At 72.6% G+C, this 17704-nt stretch carries 20 protein-coding genes; 6 read left to right on the forward strand and 14 right to left on the reverse strand.

The features are described from left to right. Window positions 1-19: 19 nt before the first annotated feature. Window positions 20-787, forward strand: coding sequence for a sulfite exporter TauE/SafE family protein (locus FHX44_RS02055; RefSeq protein WP_147253890.1), 768 nt, complete (start codon window positions 20-22; stop codon window positions 785-787). Further along, complete coding sequence (locus FHX44_RS02060; RefSeq protein ID WP_147253891.1) at window positions 784-1293, forward strand: hypothetical protein; 510 nt, start codon at window positions 784-786, stop codon at window positions 1291-1293. The genes FHX44_RS02055 and FHX44_RS02060 overlap by 4 nt, the downstream gene beginning before the upstream one ends. 20 nt (window positions 1294-1313) lie before the next feature. Here FHX44_RS02060 and FHX44_RS02065 read toward each other — a convergent pair whose 3' ends face one another. From FHX44_RS02065 to FHX44_RS02080, 4 genes are all read right to left on the reverse strand, one after another. Beyond that, window positions 1314-2099: an SAM-dependent methyltransferase gene (locus tag FHX44_RS02065; protein ID WP_147253892.1), complete on the reverse strand. Its 786-nt coding sequence runs from the start codon at window positions 2097-2099 to the stop codon at window positions 1314-1316. 45 nt (window positions 2100-2144) lie between these two features. Beyond that, complete coding sequence (locus FHX44_RS02070; RefSeq protein ID WP_147253893.1) at window positions 2145-2978, reverse strand: GNAT family N-acetyltransferase; 834 nt, start codon at window positions 2976-2978, stop codon at window positions 2145-2147. 52 nt (window positions 2979-3030) lie between these two features. Beyond that, window positions 3031-4173: a flavodoxin-dependent (E)-4-hydroxy-3-methylbut-2-enyl-diphosphate synthase gene (ispG, locus tag FHX44_RS02075; protein WP_170308736.1), complete on the reverse strand. Its 1143-nt coding sequence runs from the start codon at window positions 4171-4173 to the stop codon at window positions 3031-3033. Window positions 4174-4373: 200 nt separating this feature from the next. Beyond that, complete coding sequence (locus FHX44_RS02080; RefSeq protein WP_147253894.1) at window positions 4374-4682, reverse strand: hypothetical protein; 309 nt, start codon at window positions 4680-4682, stop codon at window positions 4374-4376. Window positions 4683-4963: 281 nt separating this feature from the next. Here FHX44_RS02080 and FHX44_RS02085 point away from each other — a divergent pair, with 281 nt between their 5' ends. After that, window positions 4964-5665 carry a FadR/GntR family transcriptional regulator gene (locus FHX44_RS02085; RefSeq protein ID WP_170308737.1) on the forward strand — a complete coding sequence of 234 codons (702 nt, stop codon included), beginning with the start codon at window positions 4964-4966 and terminating at the stop codon, window positions 5663-5665. Between the two features lie 103 nt (window positions 5666-5768). Here the strand turns inward: FHX44_RS02085 and FHX44_RS02090 are convergent, their stop codons facing one another. The 8 genes from FHX44_RS02090 to FHX44_RS02125 form a co-directional block, all read right to left on the reverse strand. Beyond that, on the reverse strand, window positions 5769-6596 hold the full coding sequence (locus FHX44_RS02090) for an alpha/beta fold hydrolase (RefSeq protein ID WP_147253896.1): 828 nt from the start codon (window positions 6594-6596) through the stop codon (window positions 5769-5771). Continuing rightward, window positions 6593-7231, reverse strand: a complete 639-nt coding sequence (locus FHX44_RS02095; RefSeq protein WP_147253897.1) for an isochorismatase family protein — start codon at window positions 7229-7231, stop codon at window positions 6593-6595. Before FHX44_RS02095 ends, FHX44_RS02090 begins: the two co-directional genes overlap by 4 nt. Beyond that, entirely contained in the window at window positions 7228-7719 is a 492-nt protein-coding gene (locus FHX44_RS02100; RefSeq protein ID WP_147253898.1) for a (2Fe-2S)-binding protein, read from the reverse strand. The genes FHX44_RS02095 and FHX44_RS02100 overlap by 4 nt, the downstream gene beginning before the upstream one ends. Next, window positions 7712-10084 (reverse strand): xanthine dehydrogenase family protein molybdopterin-binding subunit, encoded by a 2373-nt coding sequence (locus tag FHX44_RS02105; protein WP_147253899.1) that lies wholly within the window; start codon window positions 10082-10084, stop codon window positions 7712-7714. Before FHX44_RS02105 ends, FHX44_RS02100 begins: the two co-directional genes overlap by 8 nt. After that, complete coding sequence (locus tag FHX44_RS02110) at window positions 10081-10896, reverse strand: FAD binding domain-containing protein (RefSeq protein WP_147253900.1); 816 nt, start codon at window positions 10894-10896, stop codon at window positions 10081-10083. The genes FHX44_RS02105 and FHX44_RS02110 overlap by 4 nt, the downstream gene beginning before the upstream one ends. Next, a complete protein-coding gene (locus FHX44_RS02115; RefSeq protein WP_147253901.1) occupies window positions 10893-12278 on the reverse strand; it encodes an MFS transporter in 1386 nt (461 codons plus the stop codon). Before FHX44_RS02115 ends, FHX44_RS02110 begins: the two co-directional genes overlap by 4 nt. 26 nt (window positions 12279-12304) lie before the next feature. Further along, window positions 12305-13573 carry an FAD-dependent monooxygenase gene (locus FHX44_RS02120; protein ID WP_147253902.1) on the reverse strand — a complete coding sequence of 423 codons (1269 nt, stop codon included), beginning with the start codon at window positions 13571-13573 and terminating at the stop codon, window positions 12305-12307. 148 nt (window positions 13574-13721) lie between these two features. Next, entirely contained in the window at window positions 13722-14216 is a 495-nt protein-coding gene (locus FHX44_RS02125) for a MarR family winged helix-turn-helix transcriptional regulator (RefSeq protein ID WP_246170160.1), read from the reverse strand. A 107-nt stretch (window positions 14217-14323) separates the two neighbouring features. Between FHX44_RS02125 and FHX44_RS02130 the strand changes: the two genes are divergently transcribed. Together FHX44_RS02130 and FHX44_RS02135 are read left to right on the forward strand one after the other, a co-directional pair. Beyond that, window positions 14324-15355, forward strand: a complete 1032-nt coding sequence (locus FHX44_RS02130; RefSeq protein WP_147253903.1) for a 2,5-dihydroxypyridine 5,6-dioxygenase NicX family protein — start codon at window positions 14324-14326, stop codon at window positions 15353-15355. A 2-nt stretch (window positions 15356-15357) separates the two neighbouring features. After that, complete coding sequence (locus tag FHX44_RS02135; protein ID WP_147253904.1) at window positions 15358-16104, forward strand: maleate cis-trans isomerase family protein; 747 nt, start codon at window positions 15358-15360, stop codon at window positions 16102-16104. 13 nt (window positions 16105-16117) lie between these two features. Here FHX44_RS02135 and FHX44_RS02140 read toward each other — a convergent pair whose 3' ends face one another. Together FHX44_RS02140 and FHX44_RS02145 are read right to left on the reverse strand one after the other, a co-directional pair. Continuing rightward, the gene (locus FHX44_RS02140; RefSeq protein ID WP_170308738.1) at window positions 16118-16372 is read right to left on the reverse strand and encodes a Clp protease N-terminal domain-containing protein; all 255 of its coding nucleotides are present in this window, start codon (window positions 16370-16372) and stop codon (window positions 16118-16120) included. A gap of 17 nt (window positions 16373-16389) precedes the next feature. Then, on the reverse strand, window positions 16390-16896 hold the full coding sequence (locus FHX44_RS02145; RefSeq protein WP_147253905.1) for a phosphatase domain-containing protein: 507 nt from the start codon (window positions 16894-16896) through the stop codon (window positions 16390-16392). Window positions 16897-16988: 92 nt separating this feature from the next. On the opposite strand from FHX44_RS02145, the gene FHX44_RS02150 reads away from it, so the two are divergent. Beyond that, window positions 16989-17696, forward strand: a complete 708-nt coding sequence (locus tag FHX44_RS02150; protein ID WP_170308739.1) for a Clp protease N-terminal domain-containing protein — start codon at window positions 16989-16991, stop codon at window positions 17694-17696. Window positions 17697-17704: the final 8 nt, after the last annotated feature.

A 17704-nucleotide genomic window follows, 5' to 3' on the forward strand; every position in this document is an offset into this window, starting at 1 on the left:
GCCGGACGATCCTCGGCCCGTGTCCGACGTGGTGCTCGTGCTGCTGGCGGGGATCGCCGCCGGCGCCTCGAACGCGGTCGGCGGGGGCGGGACGTTCGTGGCGTTGCCGGCCCTCGTCGCCGTGGGTCTGCCGGCCGTGACGGCGAACGCCGCGGCGACGGTTGCCCTCGTGCCGGGGGCCGCGGCGAGCGCGTGGGTCTACCGCAGGGAGGTGCGGCCCGTCGGGGCGACCTCCACGCGGGCGCTGACGCTCGCGAGCGCGTCCGGCGGCGCGGTCGGAGCCGTCCTGCTGCTCGTGCTGCCGGCCGCGTCGTTCGACGCCGCGGTGCCGTGGCTGCTCGCGTTCGCCACGCTCGTGCTGGCGTTCGGGCGCGGCGGCATCCGCGCCTTGGGTGCCGCGCTCGGCCGCCCCGTCGGCATGAGCCCCCGAGCCGTCCTGGTCGGGCAGTTCGTGCTGGCGACCTATGGCGGGTACTTCGGCGGCGCCGTCGGCATCCTGATGCTGGCGTTGTGGAGCGTCGGAGTCGGCCTCGACGCCGCGGCCGGAAACCCGATGCGCGTCACCCAGCTCGCGGCCGTCTACCTCACCGCCACGGTGCTGTTCCTCGTCGCGTCCGACGTGCTGCGCAGCCCGCTCGTCCTGGCCGGCATGCTGGTCGGCGCGGTGGCCGGGGGCGTTGCGGGCGCGCACCTCGCCCGGCGCCTCCCCGCCCGGCTGCTGCGCGGCGTCGTGCTGCTCACGGCCGTGGCCATGACCGTCCTCTACGTCCTGCGCGGACAGCCGTGACCGGGGACTGGACGCCCGCGTCCCGCGCCAGGCTGGCGCTGGCCTTCGAGGCGTGCGAGCTGTCGGACCTCGCGCGTGCGGTGGTCGCGATCGGCGAGGACGAGCTGCGTACGGACGGGGCGACCGGTTCGCCGGGTGCTGCGCTCGCCGACGCCGTGGGGGTGCTCGCGGCCGCGCACCGGATCCTCGAGGCGGCAGTCGTGTTCGAGCGAGCAGCCGGTGCCGGCTGGCCCCTCGTCGGCGAGGTCATGGGCGTCCCCGCGGCGGAGGCGCAGGAGCGGTTCGCGGGGGCCGAGGCCCGCTTCCGGGAACGGCTGCGCTCCGCAGAGGAGGACAGCGCCGCCGGCGCCCCCGGTGAGATGCGCTGGTGGCGCGCACACCTGGTCCGCGAACCGCGGGAAGCGGCGCAGGACCTCGACGATTGGGCACTTCGCCACGCCGACCGTGACGACCTCGGTGCCGCGCCGGTGTCCGGTCGGCTGGCGCGGTTCGATCCGGGCTGCTGACGGGCGGCGGCGCCGGCTCGTCACGCGCCGGGCTTGCGGCCCACCGCGCACACGTGCTCGACGAGCCGGCCCGGCGCGCCGTCGGGGCGCCACAGCGGCGTCTGCACGACACCTGGCTCGAGGAGCTCCAGCCCGTCGAGGAACCCGGCGATCTGCTCGGTGGTGCGCAGCTCGTACGGCTGCGAGCCCGCCTGGTTCCACATCGCCACCGCGGTGTCGAAGGGCCCGCCGCCGTCGGTCCGGCCGTCCGCGACGACGAGGTGGCTGCCCGGCGCCAGCGCGGCCACCAACTCGCGGACGGAGCGGCGCGCGCGGTCGAGGTCCGGGATGTGGCCGAGAACGTTCGTCAGCACCAGGCCGACCGGGCGGTCCAGGTCCAGGGTGCGGGCGACAGCGTCGAGGAGGCCGGCGGGGTCGAGCAGGTCGGCCTCGACGTACGCGGTGCCCTGGCCCCGCAGCAGCACCCGCGCGTGCGCGAGCACCACGGCGTCGTTGTCGGCGTAGACGACGCGGGCGTCGGGCGCGACGCGCTGCACAACCTCGTGGGTGTTCTCGGCGCTGGGCAGCCCGGGGCCGACGTCCAGGAACTGGCGCACTCCGGCCTCCGCCGCGAGGTGCCGCAGCGCGCGGGCCAGGAACGCGCGCGAGGCGCGCACGAGATCGACGACCGGCGGGTAGGTGGACCGGAGCAGGTCGCCCACCCGGCGGTCGACGGCGTAGTTGTTCTTGCCGCCGAGCCAGTAGTCCCACACGCGGGGAGAGTGGGCGACCGGGTCGGCGCCGATGGCGGACTGGTCCCGGTTCACGTGCGTACCCTAGCCGGGAGATCGCCGCCCGATCAGGGCCGGCCGTCAGAACAGGACCGTGGCGAAGCTGCCGATCTGCGTGAACCCGATGCGGGAGTACGCGGCCCGTGCCACGTGGTTGAACCCGTTGACGTAGAGGCTCGAGATCCGCCCCATCCCCGCGAGGCGTTCGGCGACCGCGGCCGTGCCCGCGGTGCCCAGCCCGTGTCCGCGGCGATCGGGGTGCACCCATACACCCTGGATCTGCCCGACCCGGCGGGACAGCGCCCCGATCTCGGCCTTGAACACGACCTCGCCGTTCTCGAACCGGGCGAACGCCCGCCCGGCCGACACCAGTTCCGCCACGCGCGCCCGGTAGCCCACCCCGCCGTCGCCGAGCCGCGGGTCGATGCCGACCTCCTCGGTGAACATCGCGACGGCCGCCGGCAGGTACTGGTCGAGCTCGGAGGGGTGCACCGGGCGCACGTACGGGTCGGGCACGATGGCGGGCGTGCCGGCGAGCACCATCAGCGGCTGATCCGGCCGCACCTCCCGGGCAGGCGTCCAGTGCGACGCCAGATCGTCCCACAGCGGAAGCACCAGCTCGGCGCGGCCGACGAGGGACGAGCAGGTGCGGCCGTGGCGGCGTGCGCGGTCGGCGAAGCTGCGGAGCGCGGCGCGATCACCGCGGAGCGGCACGAGGTTGGCACCGGAGAAGCAGAGTCCGTCGAACCGGGGCCCGACGGCCCACAGCTCACCACCGAGCCGCCACGGGTCCAGCCCCGCCAGCTCGACGCGGGCGGCGACCATGCAGGCGGCCACCGGATCGTCGTCCAGGACGGCGCGCACACCTGCGCGGTCCCGGTCGTCGAGGAGCCGCGCTCCGGCGAGACGAAGCACCCCCCAACGATGCCAGACACTCGTGCTCGTGCCCACGACGGGATCTGCCGTTTCAGCCGACGGTGACCTGGGGGGTGCCCTCGCCCTCGACCGACTCGGCGATCTTCATCGCCTCCTCGATCAGAGTCTCGACGATGGCGTGCTCGGGCACGGTCTTGATCACCTCGCCCTTGACGAAGATCTGGCCCTTGCCGTTGCCGGAGGCCACGCCCAGGTCGGCCTCGCGGGCCTCCCCCGGGCCGTTCACCACGCAGCCCATGACGGCGACGCGCAGCGGCACCTCCATGCCGGTGAGACCGGCCGTGACCTCGTCGGCCAGCTTGTAGACGTCCACCTGCGCCCGTCCGCACGACGGGCAGGAGACGATCTCCAGCTTGCGCGGCCGCAGGTTGAGCGACTGCAGGATCTGCGCGCCGACCTTGATCTCCTCCACCGGCGGTGCGGAGAGCGAGACCCGGATCGTGTCGCCGATGCCCTGGCGCAGCAGCGCCCCGAACGCGACGGCGGACTTGATCGTGCCCTGGAACGCGGGCCCCGCCTCGGTGACGCCGAGGTGCAGCGGGTAGTCGCAGGACTCGGCGAGCAGCTCGTAGGCCCGGACCATGACGACGGGGTCGTTGTGCTTGACCGAGATCTTGATGTCGTGGAAGTCGTGCTCGGCGAACAGGCTCGCCTCCCACAGCGCCGACTCGACCAGCGCCTCCGGCGTGGCCTTGCCGTACTTCTCCATCAGGCGCTTGTCGAGCGAGCCCGCGTTGACGCCGATCCGGATCGGGGTGCCGTGGTCGCGGGCCGCCTGCGCGATCTCCTTGACCTTGTCGTCGAACTTCTTGATGTTGCCGGGGTTCACCCGCACCGCGGCGCAGCCGGCCTCGATCGCGGCGAACACGTACTTGGGCTGGAAGTGGATGTCCGCGATCACCGGGATCTGCGACTTCCTCGCGATCGCCGGCAGCGCCTCGGCGTCGTCCTGGCTGGGGCAGGCGACGCGCACGATGTCGCAACCGGCCGCGGTGAGCTCGGCGATCTGCTGCAGGGTGGCGTTGATGTCGGCGGTCACCGTGGTGGTCATCGACTGCACCGAGATCGGGAACTCCGATCCGACGCCGACCGACCCGACCATCAACTGCCGGGTCTTGCGACGGGGGGCCAGGGTCGGGGCCGGCGGTGCGGGCATGCCCAGTGAGACGCTCACAGCCTCAGTATCCCCGCCCGCCCGACCGCCGCGCCGCCGACGGTGGCGGGACCACGGTCACATCCTGTCGCTACACCTGGTACTCCGGTGGTAGCTCGCGACATGATCCGAACGGTCGGTTGTCCATGGCTGTCGCCACAACCATGAGCAACCGCAACCGCGGATCATGGCCGGCAAGATCCCACGTAGCGGTTGCGATGCTAGAGAGGCTCCCTGCCCTCCAGGTCCGCCGCGCGGGCGAGAGCGGTGACCCGCCACCCCTGGTACGAGGCGTAGGTCGGCTGGCAGGGGATCGCGCCGACGTCCAGGGCGGGGTCCCGGTGTCCGATGTGTGGCCCGGCCATCGCGTCGTCCGCGACATAACCGATGTCGCTGCGCTGCCAGCGCACGCCGTGGACGCACCACACAGGCGCACTGCGGTACCGCAGCATGGGCGCTGAGCCAGGCGGCGCATCGGGATCGGTCAGCTCGTCCGGCACGTCGGGCATGAACGGATTCTCCCCGCTCATGCAGGCCTTCCATACCTGCCATGGTCGGCATCCACTGCGGCAGACGTCCTAACCCATGGCGGAACAGAGGCTGGATCGTCGACTCGCATGCACCCTGCGGGAGCTGCGGGTGCCGCCGTTCCCGCGGACGAGTCGAGATCTGAACCCCGCACCACTGACCGTGCACATTCCCCGTCCGGCGTGTGCACCGTCGCTCATGACCTGCGTGTATGCCCCGGTCTTCCCCGAACCGTTCCGGCCGCTACCATCTGGCCAGACCAGATTGGACGACCATGAATCTCGTGGCGGAGCTCGTCCCGTTCCTGCTGTCCCGCGGCTACGCGCCGAACGAGCGCGCGCCGTCCGAACGCGAGCTGGCCGAGCTGTTCGGGGCCAGCCGCACCCAGGTGCGCGAGGCCCTGTCGGTGCTGGAGACCCTGCGCCTGATCGAGCGTAGGCCGAAGTCGGGCGTCTACATGACCGTCGAGTCGGCCAGCATCGAGGCGCTGCGCCTGTTCACCGAGATCGGCGTCCCACTGCCCGGCGACGAGGGCGGCCAGGCCGCCGAGGTGCGCCGCATCCAGGAGCTGGAGGCGATCCGGCTCGCCTGCCGCCGCCACCGCGACGACGACGTCGACGCCCTCCTCCGCTGCCTCGACGACTGGGAGGGCGCACTCGACGACGCCACCCGCATCGCCGAGCTGGACCGCGTCTTCCACTGCGGGATCGTGCGCGCCACGCAGAACACGGTGCTCCTGCGCCTGGTCAACCTCTTCTACCTGATGACGGAGCAGCGGCGGGCGGTCTACTTCGGCAGCCGAGCCCGGCAGGAGCAGTCACTGCGCGAGCACCGGGAGATCCTCGACGCCCTCGTCGCGCGGGACTCCGACCGCGCCGTCCGGCTGCTCGACGCGCACATGTCGAGCGCCGACAGCTACTGGCGCGACCTGATGACCACCGGGCTCCGACCGGAGGTCAGCGCGTCGACTCCCGCACGCGGTTGAGCCGCCAGAGCTGCAGCGTCCACGGCACGTCATAGCCGATCACCCACGCGGACGGCGCCAGCATCGCAGCGGGGACACACCGCGGCGAGGTCGACGCGATCGGTCAGCTCCGGAGCTCACCCAGGCTGTGGCGCAGCAGCCGGCGCGCCGTCTCCGGCTCGTCCCAGAACACCATGTGCCCGGCCCCGGGCACCTCCACCAGCCGAGCCGCCGGGTTCGTGGCAGCCGCCTCCGCCGCACCGGCGGCCGTGACGACCGGGCTCGACCCGCCGTACAGGAGCACGGTCGGGGCGGGCACGTTCGGCCAGGTCGTGAAGAAGTCGTCGCTCTCGAACCCGCCGTGCGTGGCGACGATCGCGTCGGTGTCGCAGCTGGACAGCCACCGTGCCCGCAGTTCCTGCTCCCGCCGGGGCCAGCGCGGCCACGACCGCGCCACCTCGTCGGCATCGGTTCCCCGCTGCGCCTCCTCCAACTGGTCGAGGAAGGCGTCGAGGCTGGTCGGGTACGGCCCGCGGCCCGGCCCGCTCATCGGCGGGTCGACAAGCACCGTGCCCCGCAGCGGCACGCCACGCGCAGCGACGACGGCCGCGATCCGCGCGCCCATCGAGTGCCCGAGCAGCAGCGGCCGGTCGAGCCCGTCGAGCACGGCGACCGTGTCGTCGGCGTAGTCCTCCAGGGTGTAGGACTTGCCGGAGTCGGAGAGCCCCCGGCCCCGGACGTCCTCCACGATCGGCCGGACGAGGTCGGTGAGCTCCCGCGCCACGAAGTCCATGGTGATCGCCGGGCTGGTGATCCCGGGCAGCACGACGAGCGGGACGCCGTCGCCGCCGTAGTCGAGGACGTGCAGCCGCAGGTCCCCGGAGCGGACCCAGCGGGACCGCGCCGGTACGTCGGCGAGATCGGCCAGCGCGGACTGCAGCACGGCCCTCATCGCGCCACCCCTGCCGGAACGCGCACGTACGACAGGGCGTCGGCCAGCTCGATCACGTCGCCGTACTTGGCCTGGATGTCGAACAGGTTCGCCTCGTGCGGCCCCGGCGCGCGGTCGCCGACGCACTGGCGCGGCACGAGCACCGAGAACCCGCTCTGCACGGCGTCCACGGCGGTGGCGCGCACGCAGCCGCTGGTGGTCGCGCCGCAGACCAGCACGGTGTCCACGCGCAGGCCCGTGAGCAGCGCGGCGAGACCCGTCCCGAAGAACGCGGACGCGCCCTTCTTCGTGATCAGGTGGTCGCGCGGGTCGACCGGCAGCCGGTCGTCGATCGCCACCGCGCGGGTGCCCTCGCGCAGGGCCCGCATGCCGGGTGCCTTGGTGAGCCACGTGACGGCGTCCCCGTCGGCCTCGGCGGGCGTGTAGGCGATCGTCGTGAACACCACGGGCACGCCGCCCGGCCGCCCGGCCTCGATCAGCTCCGCGGTGGCGCCCACGACCTCGGTGAGATCGGCACCGGTCGGCTCGGACGGGTCCGTGAACCCGTTCGTCAGGTCGACCACGACGATCCCAGGCCGCTCCCCTCGCCGCACCGACGCCCCGAAGCCCGCGCGTGCGTAGATCGCGTCGGTCATGCGCAGCTCCCCTCGCGACGGCGGACCGCGCAGGCGTCCACCGCTTCGACGATCGTCTGGTAACCCGTGCACCGGCACAGGTTGGACGCCACCACCTCGCGGATCTCCTCCTTCGTCGCATCGGGTCGCTCGGCGAGGAAACCTTGCGCGAGCATCAGGAACCCGGGCGTGCAGAACCCGCACTGCAGCCCGTGGTGCGCGGAGAACTCCCGCTGCAGGTCCGACAGCGCCCCGTCGGGCGCCGCCAGGGACTCGACCGTGCGGATGTCGGCGTCCTCGACCTGCGCGGCGAACACGAGACACGCCCGCACCGGCGCCCCGTCGACGAGCACAGTGCAGGCGCCGCAGATCCCGTGCTCGCAGCCCACGTGGGTGCCGGTGAGGCCGAGGTCGTGGCGCAGCACGTCGACGAGCGTGCGGCGCGGCTCGATGGCGAGGTCGTGCCGCTCGCCGTTGACGGTGAGCTCGACCAGCCGGATCTCAGACATGGGTTCCCTCCAGCGCCGAATTCAGTGCCCGGTAGACCGCCTCGCGGGCGATCGGGGTGTCGTCCAGCTCCACGCCGGTGCCGCGCAGCGCGTCGTTCACGGCGTTGAGCACGGCGGCGGGCGCGCCGATCGTGCCGCCCTCCCCCGCGCCCTTGGCGCCGTTCGCGGTGAACGCGCACGGCGTCTCGAGGTGGTGGATCGCGATGTCGGGGATCTCCGCCGCGGTCGGCACCTTGTACTCCATCAGGCTCGGCGCGAGGGGCTGCCCGGCGGCGTCGTAGGTGACCTGCTCGAACAGCGCCCCCGCGATGCCCTGCGCGATCCCGCCACGGCACTGGCCCTCGACGATCTGCGGGTGGATCGCGACCCCGCAGTCCTCCACGCACACGTACCGCAGGATCTCGACGCCGCCGGTGCCCGGATCGAGCTCGACGACCACACCGTGGGTGGCGTTGGAGAACGTCCCGTCGCCCGCCACGTCGAAGCTCGCGGTGGCGGTCAGCCCCGGCCCGACACCCTTGGGCAGCAGGTGTGCGCGCAGGTAGGCGACGTCGGCCAGCTCCGCGAACGAGAGGCGCCGCGCCGGGTCGTCCCGCAGCCGCACCCCGCCGGCCCCGTCCAGCTCGGTGGAGTCGACGTCGACCTCCATGAGGTGCGCCGCGATCTCCCGCAGCTGGTCGCCGAGCTTCTCCGACGCGGCCGCGACCGCGCTCCCGCCGATCGTGATCGAGCGGCTGGCGAACGAGCCGAAGCCGTAGGTGATGCGGTCGGTGTCGCCCTGCACGATCTTGACCTGGGCGATGTCCAGCCCGAGCCGGTCGGCCACGATCTGGGCCATCGTCGTCTCGTGGCTCTGGCCGTGGCTCATCGTGCCGGTGGTGACGGAGACGGTGCCGGAGACGTCCATCCGGATCTCCGAGATGTCGAAGCCGGGCACCACCTGCATCTTGCGCTGCGCGAAGGCGCCGGAGCCGTAGCCGGTGCGCTCGGAGAAGCAGGCGTAGCCGATGCCGATCACGCGACCCGAGTCCCGTACGTCGTACCAGCCCTCGTCGCGCAGCACCTGCTCGCACAGGTCGAGGGACTCCCGGTAGGAGCCCGGGTCGTAGGTGATGCGGTTGACGCCGGTGTAGGGGAACACGGTGATCACGTTGCGGCGGCGGATCTCGACCGGGTCGATCCCCAGCTCCCGGGCGGCCCGCTCCATCAGCCGCTCCACGACCATCACGTACTGCGGCCGGCTCACCCCGCGGTACGGGCCGGTGGGCGCCTTGTTGGTGGTGATCGCCCGGCCGCGCACCCGGTACGCGGGCACCTTGTAGACCGACGGCATCTCCGCCGACGCCATCAGCGGCTCGATCCCGGCCGTGAACGGGTAGCAGGAGTAGGCGCCCATGTCGCAGACGACGTCGGCGTCCAGGCCGAGGATGTGGCCGTCGGCGTCGAACGCGGCGCGCACGTCGTAGCGTTGCTCGCGGGCGAGGAACGCGGCGGTGAGGGCGTCGCGGCGGTCCTCGATCCACTTCACGGGCCGGCGCAGCCGCAGCGCGGCGGCCGCGGCGGCGATCTCCTCACGGCCCACCACGCACTTCTGCCCGAACCCGCCGCCCATGTCCGGGACGGTGACGCGCACCTGCTTCTCGTCCAGGCCGGCACAGCCCGCGAGCACGGTGCGCACCTGGTGCGGGATCTGCGTGGCGGTCTGCACGTGGAGCTGCTCGTCGCGGTCGTCCCAGGACGCGACGACCCCGCGGGTCTCCAGCGGGAGCGCGTTCTGCCTGCCGGTCCTCGTCCGCACCCGCACGACGCAGGGCGCCTCGGCGAACACGTCGTCGATGCCCTCGGTGGCGAAGAGCGAGACGTCGACGAGCGTGTTGCGCGGGGCCTCGGCGTGCACGAGCGGGGCGTCGTCGGCGAGGGCTGCGGTGTCGCTGACGACCGGCTCCAGGTCCTCGTACTCGACGACGGCGGCCTCGACCCCGTCCTCGGCGGCGTACGGGTCGCGGGCGATCACGATGGCGACGGGTTCACCGACGAAGCGGACCTTGTCGCGGGCCAGCACCGGCATCGACGTGGGCACGAACTCGTGCGGCGGGCGGTCGAGCAGGGCGGTGACGTCGCCGAGGCCGAGGTCGGCCGCCGAGAACGCCGCCACGACACCGGGCACCGCGCGGACATCGTCGAGATCGACGGCGACGATCCGGCCGTGCGCCACGGTGCTGCGCACGAACTGGGCGTGCAACATGCCGGGCAGTGCGATGTCGTCGACGAAGCGGCCGCGGCCCGCGAGCAGCCGCGGATCCTCCCGGCGCGGCACCGAGGCGCCCACCCAGGCGCCGTCCCTGCGGAAATGTGGCTCGTTCACCGGGCAGCGGCCTCCTCGCAGGCTCGTGCGACGAGCGTCCGGGTGAGCCCGCGCCGGTAGTGCGCACTCACGCCGGGCTCGTCGCGGACATCGATCGCCGCGGCCGCGGCCTCGCCGACCTCGGCCGGCTCTGCTCCCCCGGCCAGCGCCGCCTCCGCGTCGGGCACCCGCAGCGGGACGGGTGCGACGCCGCCGAGCACGATGCGCGGACCGTCCAGGTCCACGGCCGCGGCCACGATCGCGAAGTCACCCTGTCGCTCGGCGAACTCCGTGAGCGCAGCGCGGGGCGCGGCGCGCGGGAACACCACCTCGACGATCAGCTCGTCCGGCTCCAGCGCCGTGGTGAACACCCCTTGGAAGAACTCCGCGGCCGGGATCTCCCGCCGCCCGGCCGGGCCCTCCACGATGATCCCCGCGTCGAGCAGCACGGCGAGCAGGCACCACTCGGCGGTGGCGTCGGCGTGCGCCAGGCTGCCGCCGACCGTGCCGCGCGTGCGGATCGGCAGGTGCCCGACCCACCGCATCGCGTCGGACAGCACCCGGAACCCGGGGCCGAGGTCGGCGGTCTCGACGGCGTGGTGGGTGACCAGCGCGCCGACGCGGAGCGCGTCCCCGTCCAGGGAGATCGTGTCGAGCCCCGGGATGCGGGCGATGTCGATCAGGTGCTCGGGCCGGGCCAGGCGGAAGTTCATCATCGCGACGAGGCTCTGCCCGCCCGCGATGACCTTCGCGTCGTCCCCGAGCTCGGCGAGCAGGCCCACCGCGCCCGGGACGGTCCGGGCGCGGTGGTAGGTGAACGGAGCCGGCTTCACGAGCCCAGTTTCTCCAGGAGCGGCTCCTCGTCGCCGGTGATGTGGTCGAGTTCCCGGCCCCGCGTCTCGGGGGCGGCCACGGCCATCCACAGCACGGCGGCGACCACCAGCACACCGAGCACCGTGAACGTCAGCGGCAGTCCGAGCACCGGCCACAGCACGCTGCCGAACAGCAGCGGCGCGAACCCCGTGACCGCCCGGCTCGACGACGACGCCCAGCCGAACCCGCTCGCGCGCAGCGGCGTCGGGTAGAGCTCGGACACGTACGCGTACATCACCGGGATCACCGTGAGCGACAGGAACCCGAACACGGCGATCATCGTGATGGCCGCCGCAGGAACGTCGAGGACCAGCGCGAACACCACCAGCGCTGCGGCGGCGGCAGGGCCGGACACCGCGATGACCCACTTGCGGCCGACGACCTCGACGAGCAGCACCGACGTGATCACGCCGAGGATGCCGACCGCGTTCATGATCGTGGTGCCGGCGAAGGCGGCCACCTGGTCCATGCCCTGTGCACGCAGGATCGACGGCATCCAGGACAGCGCCGCGTAGTAGACGAGCATCACGGAGATGAACAGCGCCCACGCGACGGAGGTGATCCGCGGGTTGAACGCCCAGACCAGGCGCAGCTGCTCGAGCGCAGCGGCGACCCCGCGACGCCGCTGCACGGCCGCCGCGACCGCGGGGATCTCGTACGGCTCGTGGGGGGCGCCCGTCCGCATGACGAGGTCGTCGATCACGGCGCGCGCCTCGGCCTCACGGCCGGTGCGGGCGAGGTAGAGCGGCGACTCGGGGATGCCGCGGCGCACCCAGAACAGCAGCAGCGCCGGCAACACCATCAGCGCGAGCATCCAGCGCCAGTTGCCCTGCACCGGCACGAGGAACGTCGCCGACAGCCCGGCGAGCGTGGTGCCGACCGGCCACCAGCCGTCCATCGCCGCGAGCACGCGGCCGCGCTGCTTCTTCGGGGAGAACTCGCTGACCAGCGCGTAGTCGACGGGGATGCAGCCGCCGAGGCCGATGCCGGCGAGGAACCGCAGGATCAGGAAGACCTCCCAGCTCGGCGAGAGCGCACCGAGCACGGAGAACAGCGCGAAGATCAGCAGCGTGATGCTGAAGGCCCGCTTGCGGCCCACCCGGTCGGCGACCGTGCCCCACGCGACGGCGCCGACGGCCATGCCGACGAGGTTGGCCGTGGCGACGAGCCCGCGCTGCCCGGTGGACAGGCCGAACTCGGTGCCGAGCAACGGGGTGAGGAAGCCGTTGAGGGCGACGTCCCAGGCGTCGAACATGTAGCCCAGCCCGCCGATGATGAAGATCTTGCCTTGCACCCCCCACTTCCAGGGGAGGTCCTGCACGACCTGGTCGCCGGTACGCATGTGGTGGGCTCCGTTCTCGGGGAGGTTCAGCGCACGAACGGGTAGGAGAAGGACTCGAGGTCCGGGTTGTTGAGGGGCGTGCCGCGCCAGAGCCAGTCGTAGGAGACGTCGGACTCGCCCTGGAAGTCGCGCAACGTGCGATCGCGCTCCTCCTGCTCGGGGCCGTCGGGCAGGTGGTAGAAGCGCATGTTCGAAAGGGAAGCATCCTGGACCATGCCGGCGTGCGTGGCCCGGCGGGACACGTACCGGACGAGCGCCTCGGCGATCCCGTCGCGGGTGACCGCGCCCAGCTCCTCGGCCAGCACGGCCGCATCCTCCATCGCCTGCGACGCGCCCTGCGCCTGGTAGGGCAGCATCGCGTGGCACGCGTCGCCGAGGAGCGCGACGTGGCCGTCCACCCACACCGGGTCGCGGTGGCGGCGGAACATCGCCCACTTGGAGGCGTCTCCCTCCGCCTTGGACAGCATGGCCGCCACCCGGTCGTCCCAGCCGGCGAACGCGTCGACCATCTCGTCGGCCGTGGCCGGTCCCGTCCACGTCTTCTCGACGTCGAGGGTGTTCGGGACGATCGCGACGACGTTGAGGTACTCGCCGCCGCGGATGAAGTAGTGCACGAGGTGCAGGTCCGGGCCGTACCAGATCGTGGAGTGGAACCGGTCGAGCAGGAAGCGGGTCGCGGGGTCGGCCGCGATCTTGTCGCCGGGGATGAGGGCGCGGTAGGCCATCTCCCCGGAGAACGCGAGCGTGTCGGGCAGACCCATTGCGTCGCGGACGGCCGAGCGGATGCCGTCGGCGCCGACGAGCACGTCGCCGGGGAAGCGGCGGCCGTCGGTGGTGAGGGCGACGGGCCGGGTCGGGTCGGCGAGGTCGATGTCGACGACCTGGGCGCCGGTGTGCACCTCGACGGCCGGCCCGGCCCCGTCAGGGTCGAGGCAGGCGTCGAGCAGGACCTTGTGCAGGTCGGCGCGGTGGTAGTGCCAGTACGGGGCGCCCCACTCGCGCTTGACCCGGTCGCCGAGCGGCAGCGTGGCGATGATGCTGCCGTCCTTCCAGCGGCGGCGCACCTGGTCCTGGGGTTCGGTGTGGATCGCCTCGAGCTGACGGCGCAGCCCCAGCCCGAGCAGGATCCGGCTCGCGTTCGGGGCGGTCTGGATGCCGGCCCCCACCTCGCCCAGCTGGGGCGCCTGCTCCAGCACGGTGGCCCGCAGGCCGCGCCTGCGCAGCGCGAGCGCGGTGGTGAGACCGCCGAGCCCGCCACCGGCGATGGTGACGGCGAAGGACTGGCTGGCCGGCACTCGTCTCCTCCTAGATCCACAGTGGACAGATCACCTCGGGCGCGTCCGGTGTGCTCCGGGCCACGCGACCGAGATAATCCGAACACTGACGATCCCTCGAGCGCAAGGGGTTCGGCGAGCTGTAACGCGTCAGAAACCCGTAAGCAGCTCAGTCGTCGACCAGGCTCTCCCAGTGCTCGGTGAGCGCCGTGAGGCGGCGCAGCAGGGCCACCTGCTCCGCGCGGTCGTAGCCCTGCATGAGAAGTTTGTCGAGGTCACGGGCCCGGCGGTCGGTCTCGCGAAGCGTGGTCTCCCCATCCGGCGTGAGGTACAACAGGCGCTTGCGACCGTCCTCGGCCGGCCGCTCGCGCACGATCAGGCCCCGGTCCTCCAGCCGGCGCACGATGCTCGCCATCGTCGACCGGTCGAGCGCCACGGACGACCCGAGCGACCCCTGCTCGACACCGGGGTAGGCGTTGACGGCGGTGAGCACGGCGAACTGCGGCCCCGTCAGCACTGGGTCGACGAGCCGGACCCACGCCGCGGTGTAGGCCTGGTGCATCCGCCGCGCCACGTAGCCCGGCGCCGCGAGCAGCTCCTCCGGCGGCGGCAACCCCTTCGAGGGGTCGATTCCCGCACGTCCCGCCACTCCCCCGGTTCCCACTCATCCAGCTAAGCACGCCGTCGGTCACGTGCTCGCAACACGCCAGGCCTTGACCGGACGAGCACTCCGCGGGATCGTCAGCGTTCGGACTATCTCCGGAGGGACCTGTGGACCAGAACCTGTTCAACGAGATCTGCCTGCAGCAGCTGACGCTGTCCGGGGTGCACGACGGCGAGACCGTCGCCGTCCTGACCCGGGGCGACGAGCGCGGCGAGTACGCGAACGCGTTCATGTGGGCGGCGCAGAAGCTCGGCGCGGCGACGTTCCACCTGCGGCTCCCCTCACCCGCGTCGGCGTCGGGCGCATGGGCCGTCGGCGACTCCGGCCTGGCGTCGAACCCCCTCGCGGTCGAGGCGCTCAAGCGGGCCGACATGCTCGTCGACTGCACGTTCCTGCTGTTCAGCAAGGAGCAGTTCGAGATCCAGGGCGCGGGCACGCGCATCCTCACCGCCGTCGAGCCCGCCCCCCTGCTGGCCCGGCTGATGCCCACGAAGGAGCTCCGGGAGCGCGTCGAGGTGGGCGCCGAGCTGCTCGCCAAGGCCCAGACGATGCGCATCACCAGCCCGCACGGCACCGACGTCACCTACCGGCTCGGCGTCTACCCGACGATGAGCGAGTACGGCTACACCGACCAGCCCGGCCGCTGGGACCACTGGCCCGCCGCGTTCGTGTTCACCGGCGGCGCCGACGACGGAGTCGACGGCAAGATCGTCCTCGCGCCCGGCGACGTGCTGCTGCCGTTCAACACCTACGTGCAGACCCCGGTGGAGTTCACGATCGAGCAGGGGTTCATCCGCGACATCCGCGGCGGCCTGGACGCCGACCTGCTCTCCTCCTACATCAAGAGCTTCGACGACCCCCGCGGCTACGGCATGAGCCACGTCGGCTGGGGCCTCGACGAGCGCGCCCACTGGCACGGCCTCACCCAGTTCGGCGGCGGCATGGGCATGGAGCTGCGCAGCTTCTACGGCAACGTCATGTTCTCGATCGGCCCGAACAACGAGCTCGGCGGACCCAACGACACCCCCTGCCACTTCGACATCCCCATGCGCGGCTGCTCGCTCCACCTCGACGACGAGCTCGTCGTCGACGCAGGCGAGCTGACGGTTCCGGAGATGCGGCCGGCGGGTAGGCGCTGAGCATGGGGACGCACCACATCGGGATGATCGTCCCGAGCTCGAACCTCACCATGGAGACCGAGCTCCCCCGGATGCTGGCCGCCCGGGAGCGGGAGCGGCCCGAGGACCGGTTCGTCTTCCACTCGGCGCGGGCCCGGATGCAGCACGTCACGCCGGAGCAGCTGCGGGCCATGAACGCCCAGGCGGAGCGGGCGGCCACCGAGCTGGCGGACGCCCGTCCCGACGTGGTCGCCACCGCGTGCCTCGTCGCGATCATGGCGCAGGGCCCCGGCTACCACTGCACGGCCGAGGAGACGATCACCGCCGCACTCCGCGCCGAGGGCTCGGAGGCGCCGGTCGTGTCGAGCGCGGGCGCGCTGCTGTCGGGGATCGGGGCACTCGGGGCGCGGAAGGTCGCGATCATCACGCCGTACCTGAAGCCACTCACCGAGCTGGTGGTGGCCTACCTCGAGGACGCAGGCGTCGAGGTGGTCGACGCCCTGTCGCTCGAGGTGCCCGACAACCTCGCCGTCGCCCGCCTCGACCCCGCCGACCTGCGCGAACACTGGCGCAAGCTCGACCTGACGGGCGCGGACGCCCTCGTCCTGTCCGCCTGCGTGCAGATGCCCTCGCTGGAGTCGATCGCGGCGGTCGAGGCCGAGGCGGGCATCCCCGTGCTGTCGGCGGCCACGGCCACGACGCACCGGATTCTCACGGAACTGGGCCTGGAGCCGCGGGTGCCGGGCGCGGGACGACTGCTGGCCGCCTGACACGCGGGCCGTCCTAGCGGTTGTACCCGTCGAGGAAGGACGACAGCTCGGCGCGGAACGCGTCGAGGTCGACATGGCGCCCGAGCAGCTGGACCGGAACCGAGTCGGCGTCGGCGAGCATGGCGAGGAACACGTGCTCGACTCCGACGAACTCGTGGTCCCGCGACGCCGCCTGCTGCGCGCTGTCGGCCAGGATCCGCTTGAGCCGAGGTGTGCCCGCCTCGGCGAGGCGGCTGAAGTCCGGGTCGTTCCGGCTATCGAGATCCACAGCGGGACGGTATCGCGTCAGGTGCGGCCCTTGTCCTCCTGCGCGCTGCGCAGCGTGGACGAGTGCGGCAGCCAGGTGGCGAGCTCGACCGGCCAGCCGTCGGCTGCGAGCACGGCCACGACCGCGGGATCGTCGTCGAGCACGGACACGACCTCTCGGGTGCGCGACAGGCGGCGGAGCACGGAACGCTTGAGGTAGCGCGCCGGCCGGACGTCGTCGTCCGACCGCATGAGCAACGGCCCGGTGGGCAGATCGTGCCGGGCGAGCCAGCGCTCGGTGAGGTGGCGGGTGCGCTCGGGTCGCCCGGTCAGGTACAGCACGTCGTGGTCGGCGAGCGCGTCCCGCAGCCGCCGCGCGCCCTCCTCCAGCAGCGGGTCGCGCCCGGCGGCCTGGAAGAAGCGCTCCCACCGCTGTGGGCGGGCCTCGAGGTGGTGCAGCCGGTGCCGCACGTCGGCGAGCACACCGTCGATGTCGAATACGGCCAGCGGCCTCGGTTCGGGCGAGGTGGCGGGGAGCGCGGTCAACGGCGGACCGCGGTGGGGGCGACGACTCTCACGATCTCCAGTATCACCCCGACAGGCCTGCACGAAATCGCGATTCGGACCACGATGGGGCCGTGCCGACCGACGACGCCGCACCGCTGCTCCCGACGCCGCGCTACCGCGACGTGCTCCGGCACGCGGAGGTGGAGGCCAGACGCCGCGGACACCACCACCTCGGCGCCGAGCACCTGCTGCTCGGCATCCTCGACGGGGACGAGTCGGCGGCCACGGCGGCGATCGCGAAGTTCGTCGACCTGCCGACCGTCCGCCGCGAGCTCGAGCGGATCCTCGCATCCGAGACCTACGCGAGAAGCCACACCGGGCCGGTGCCGCGCCCCCGCGACAGCGACGAGCGCTCCGACACCGTGCCGGTGCTCCTGGTGCGGGGCGACGAACGGCAGCGGGCGGTGATCCGCTGGTGGTGGACGGCACGCGGCCCGGAAGACGTGTACCGGGCGGAGATGGAGTGGTCGGGACCGGCCATCGAGGTCAGCGCCAACGACATGTTCGAGGTCCTCGTCCGGATCCGCGAGCAACTCGAGCCGCAGGGCTGGTTCGTCGCGGTCCAGGGCTCGCGGCTGGACACCTTCCCGAGCGGCATGCAGCGCGACATGGGAGGCGGCCTGAGCGTCTACGTCATGCGCATGGGTGAGCCGGCCCGGCTGCAGGACGTCGTCGACACGTTCGCCGAGGCCGACCCGAGCACGCTCGCGACGGTGGCCGCGCAACGCGCACATGCCGAGGAGTGGGGACGCTCCATGCGAGCGGGTTCGGAGCGTTAGCGAGCGTC

The sequence above is a fragment of the Pseudonocardia hierapolitana genome, from assembly GCF_007994075.1.
GTDB lineage: Bacteria > Actinomycetota > Actinomycetes > Mycobacteriales > Pseudonocardiaceae > Pseudonocardia > Pseudonocardia hierapolitana.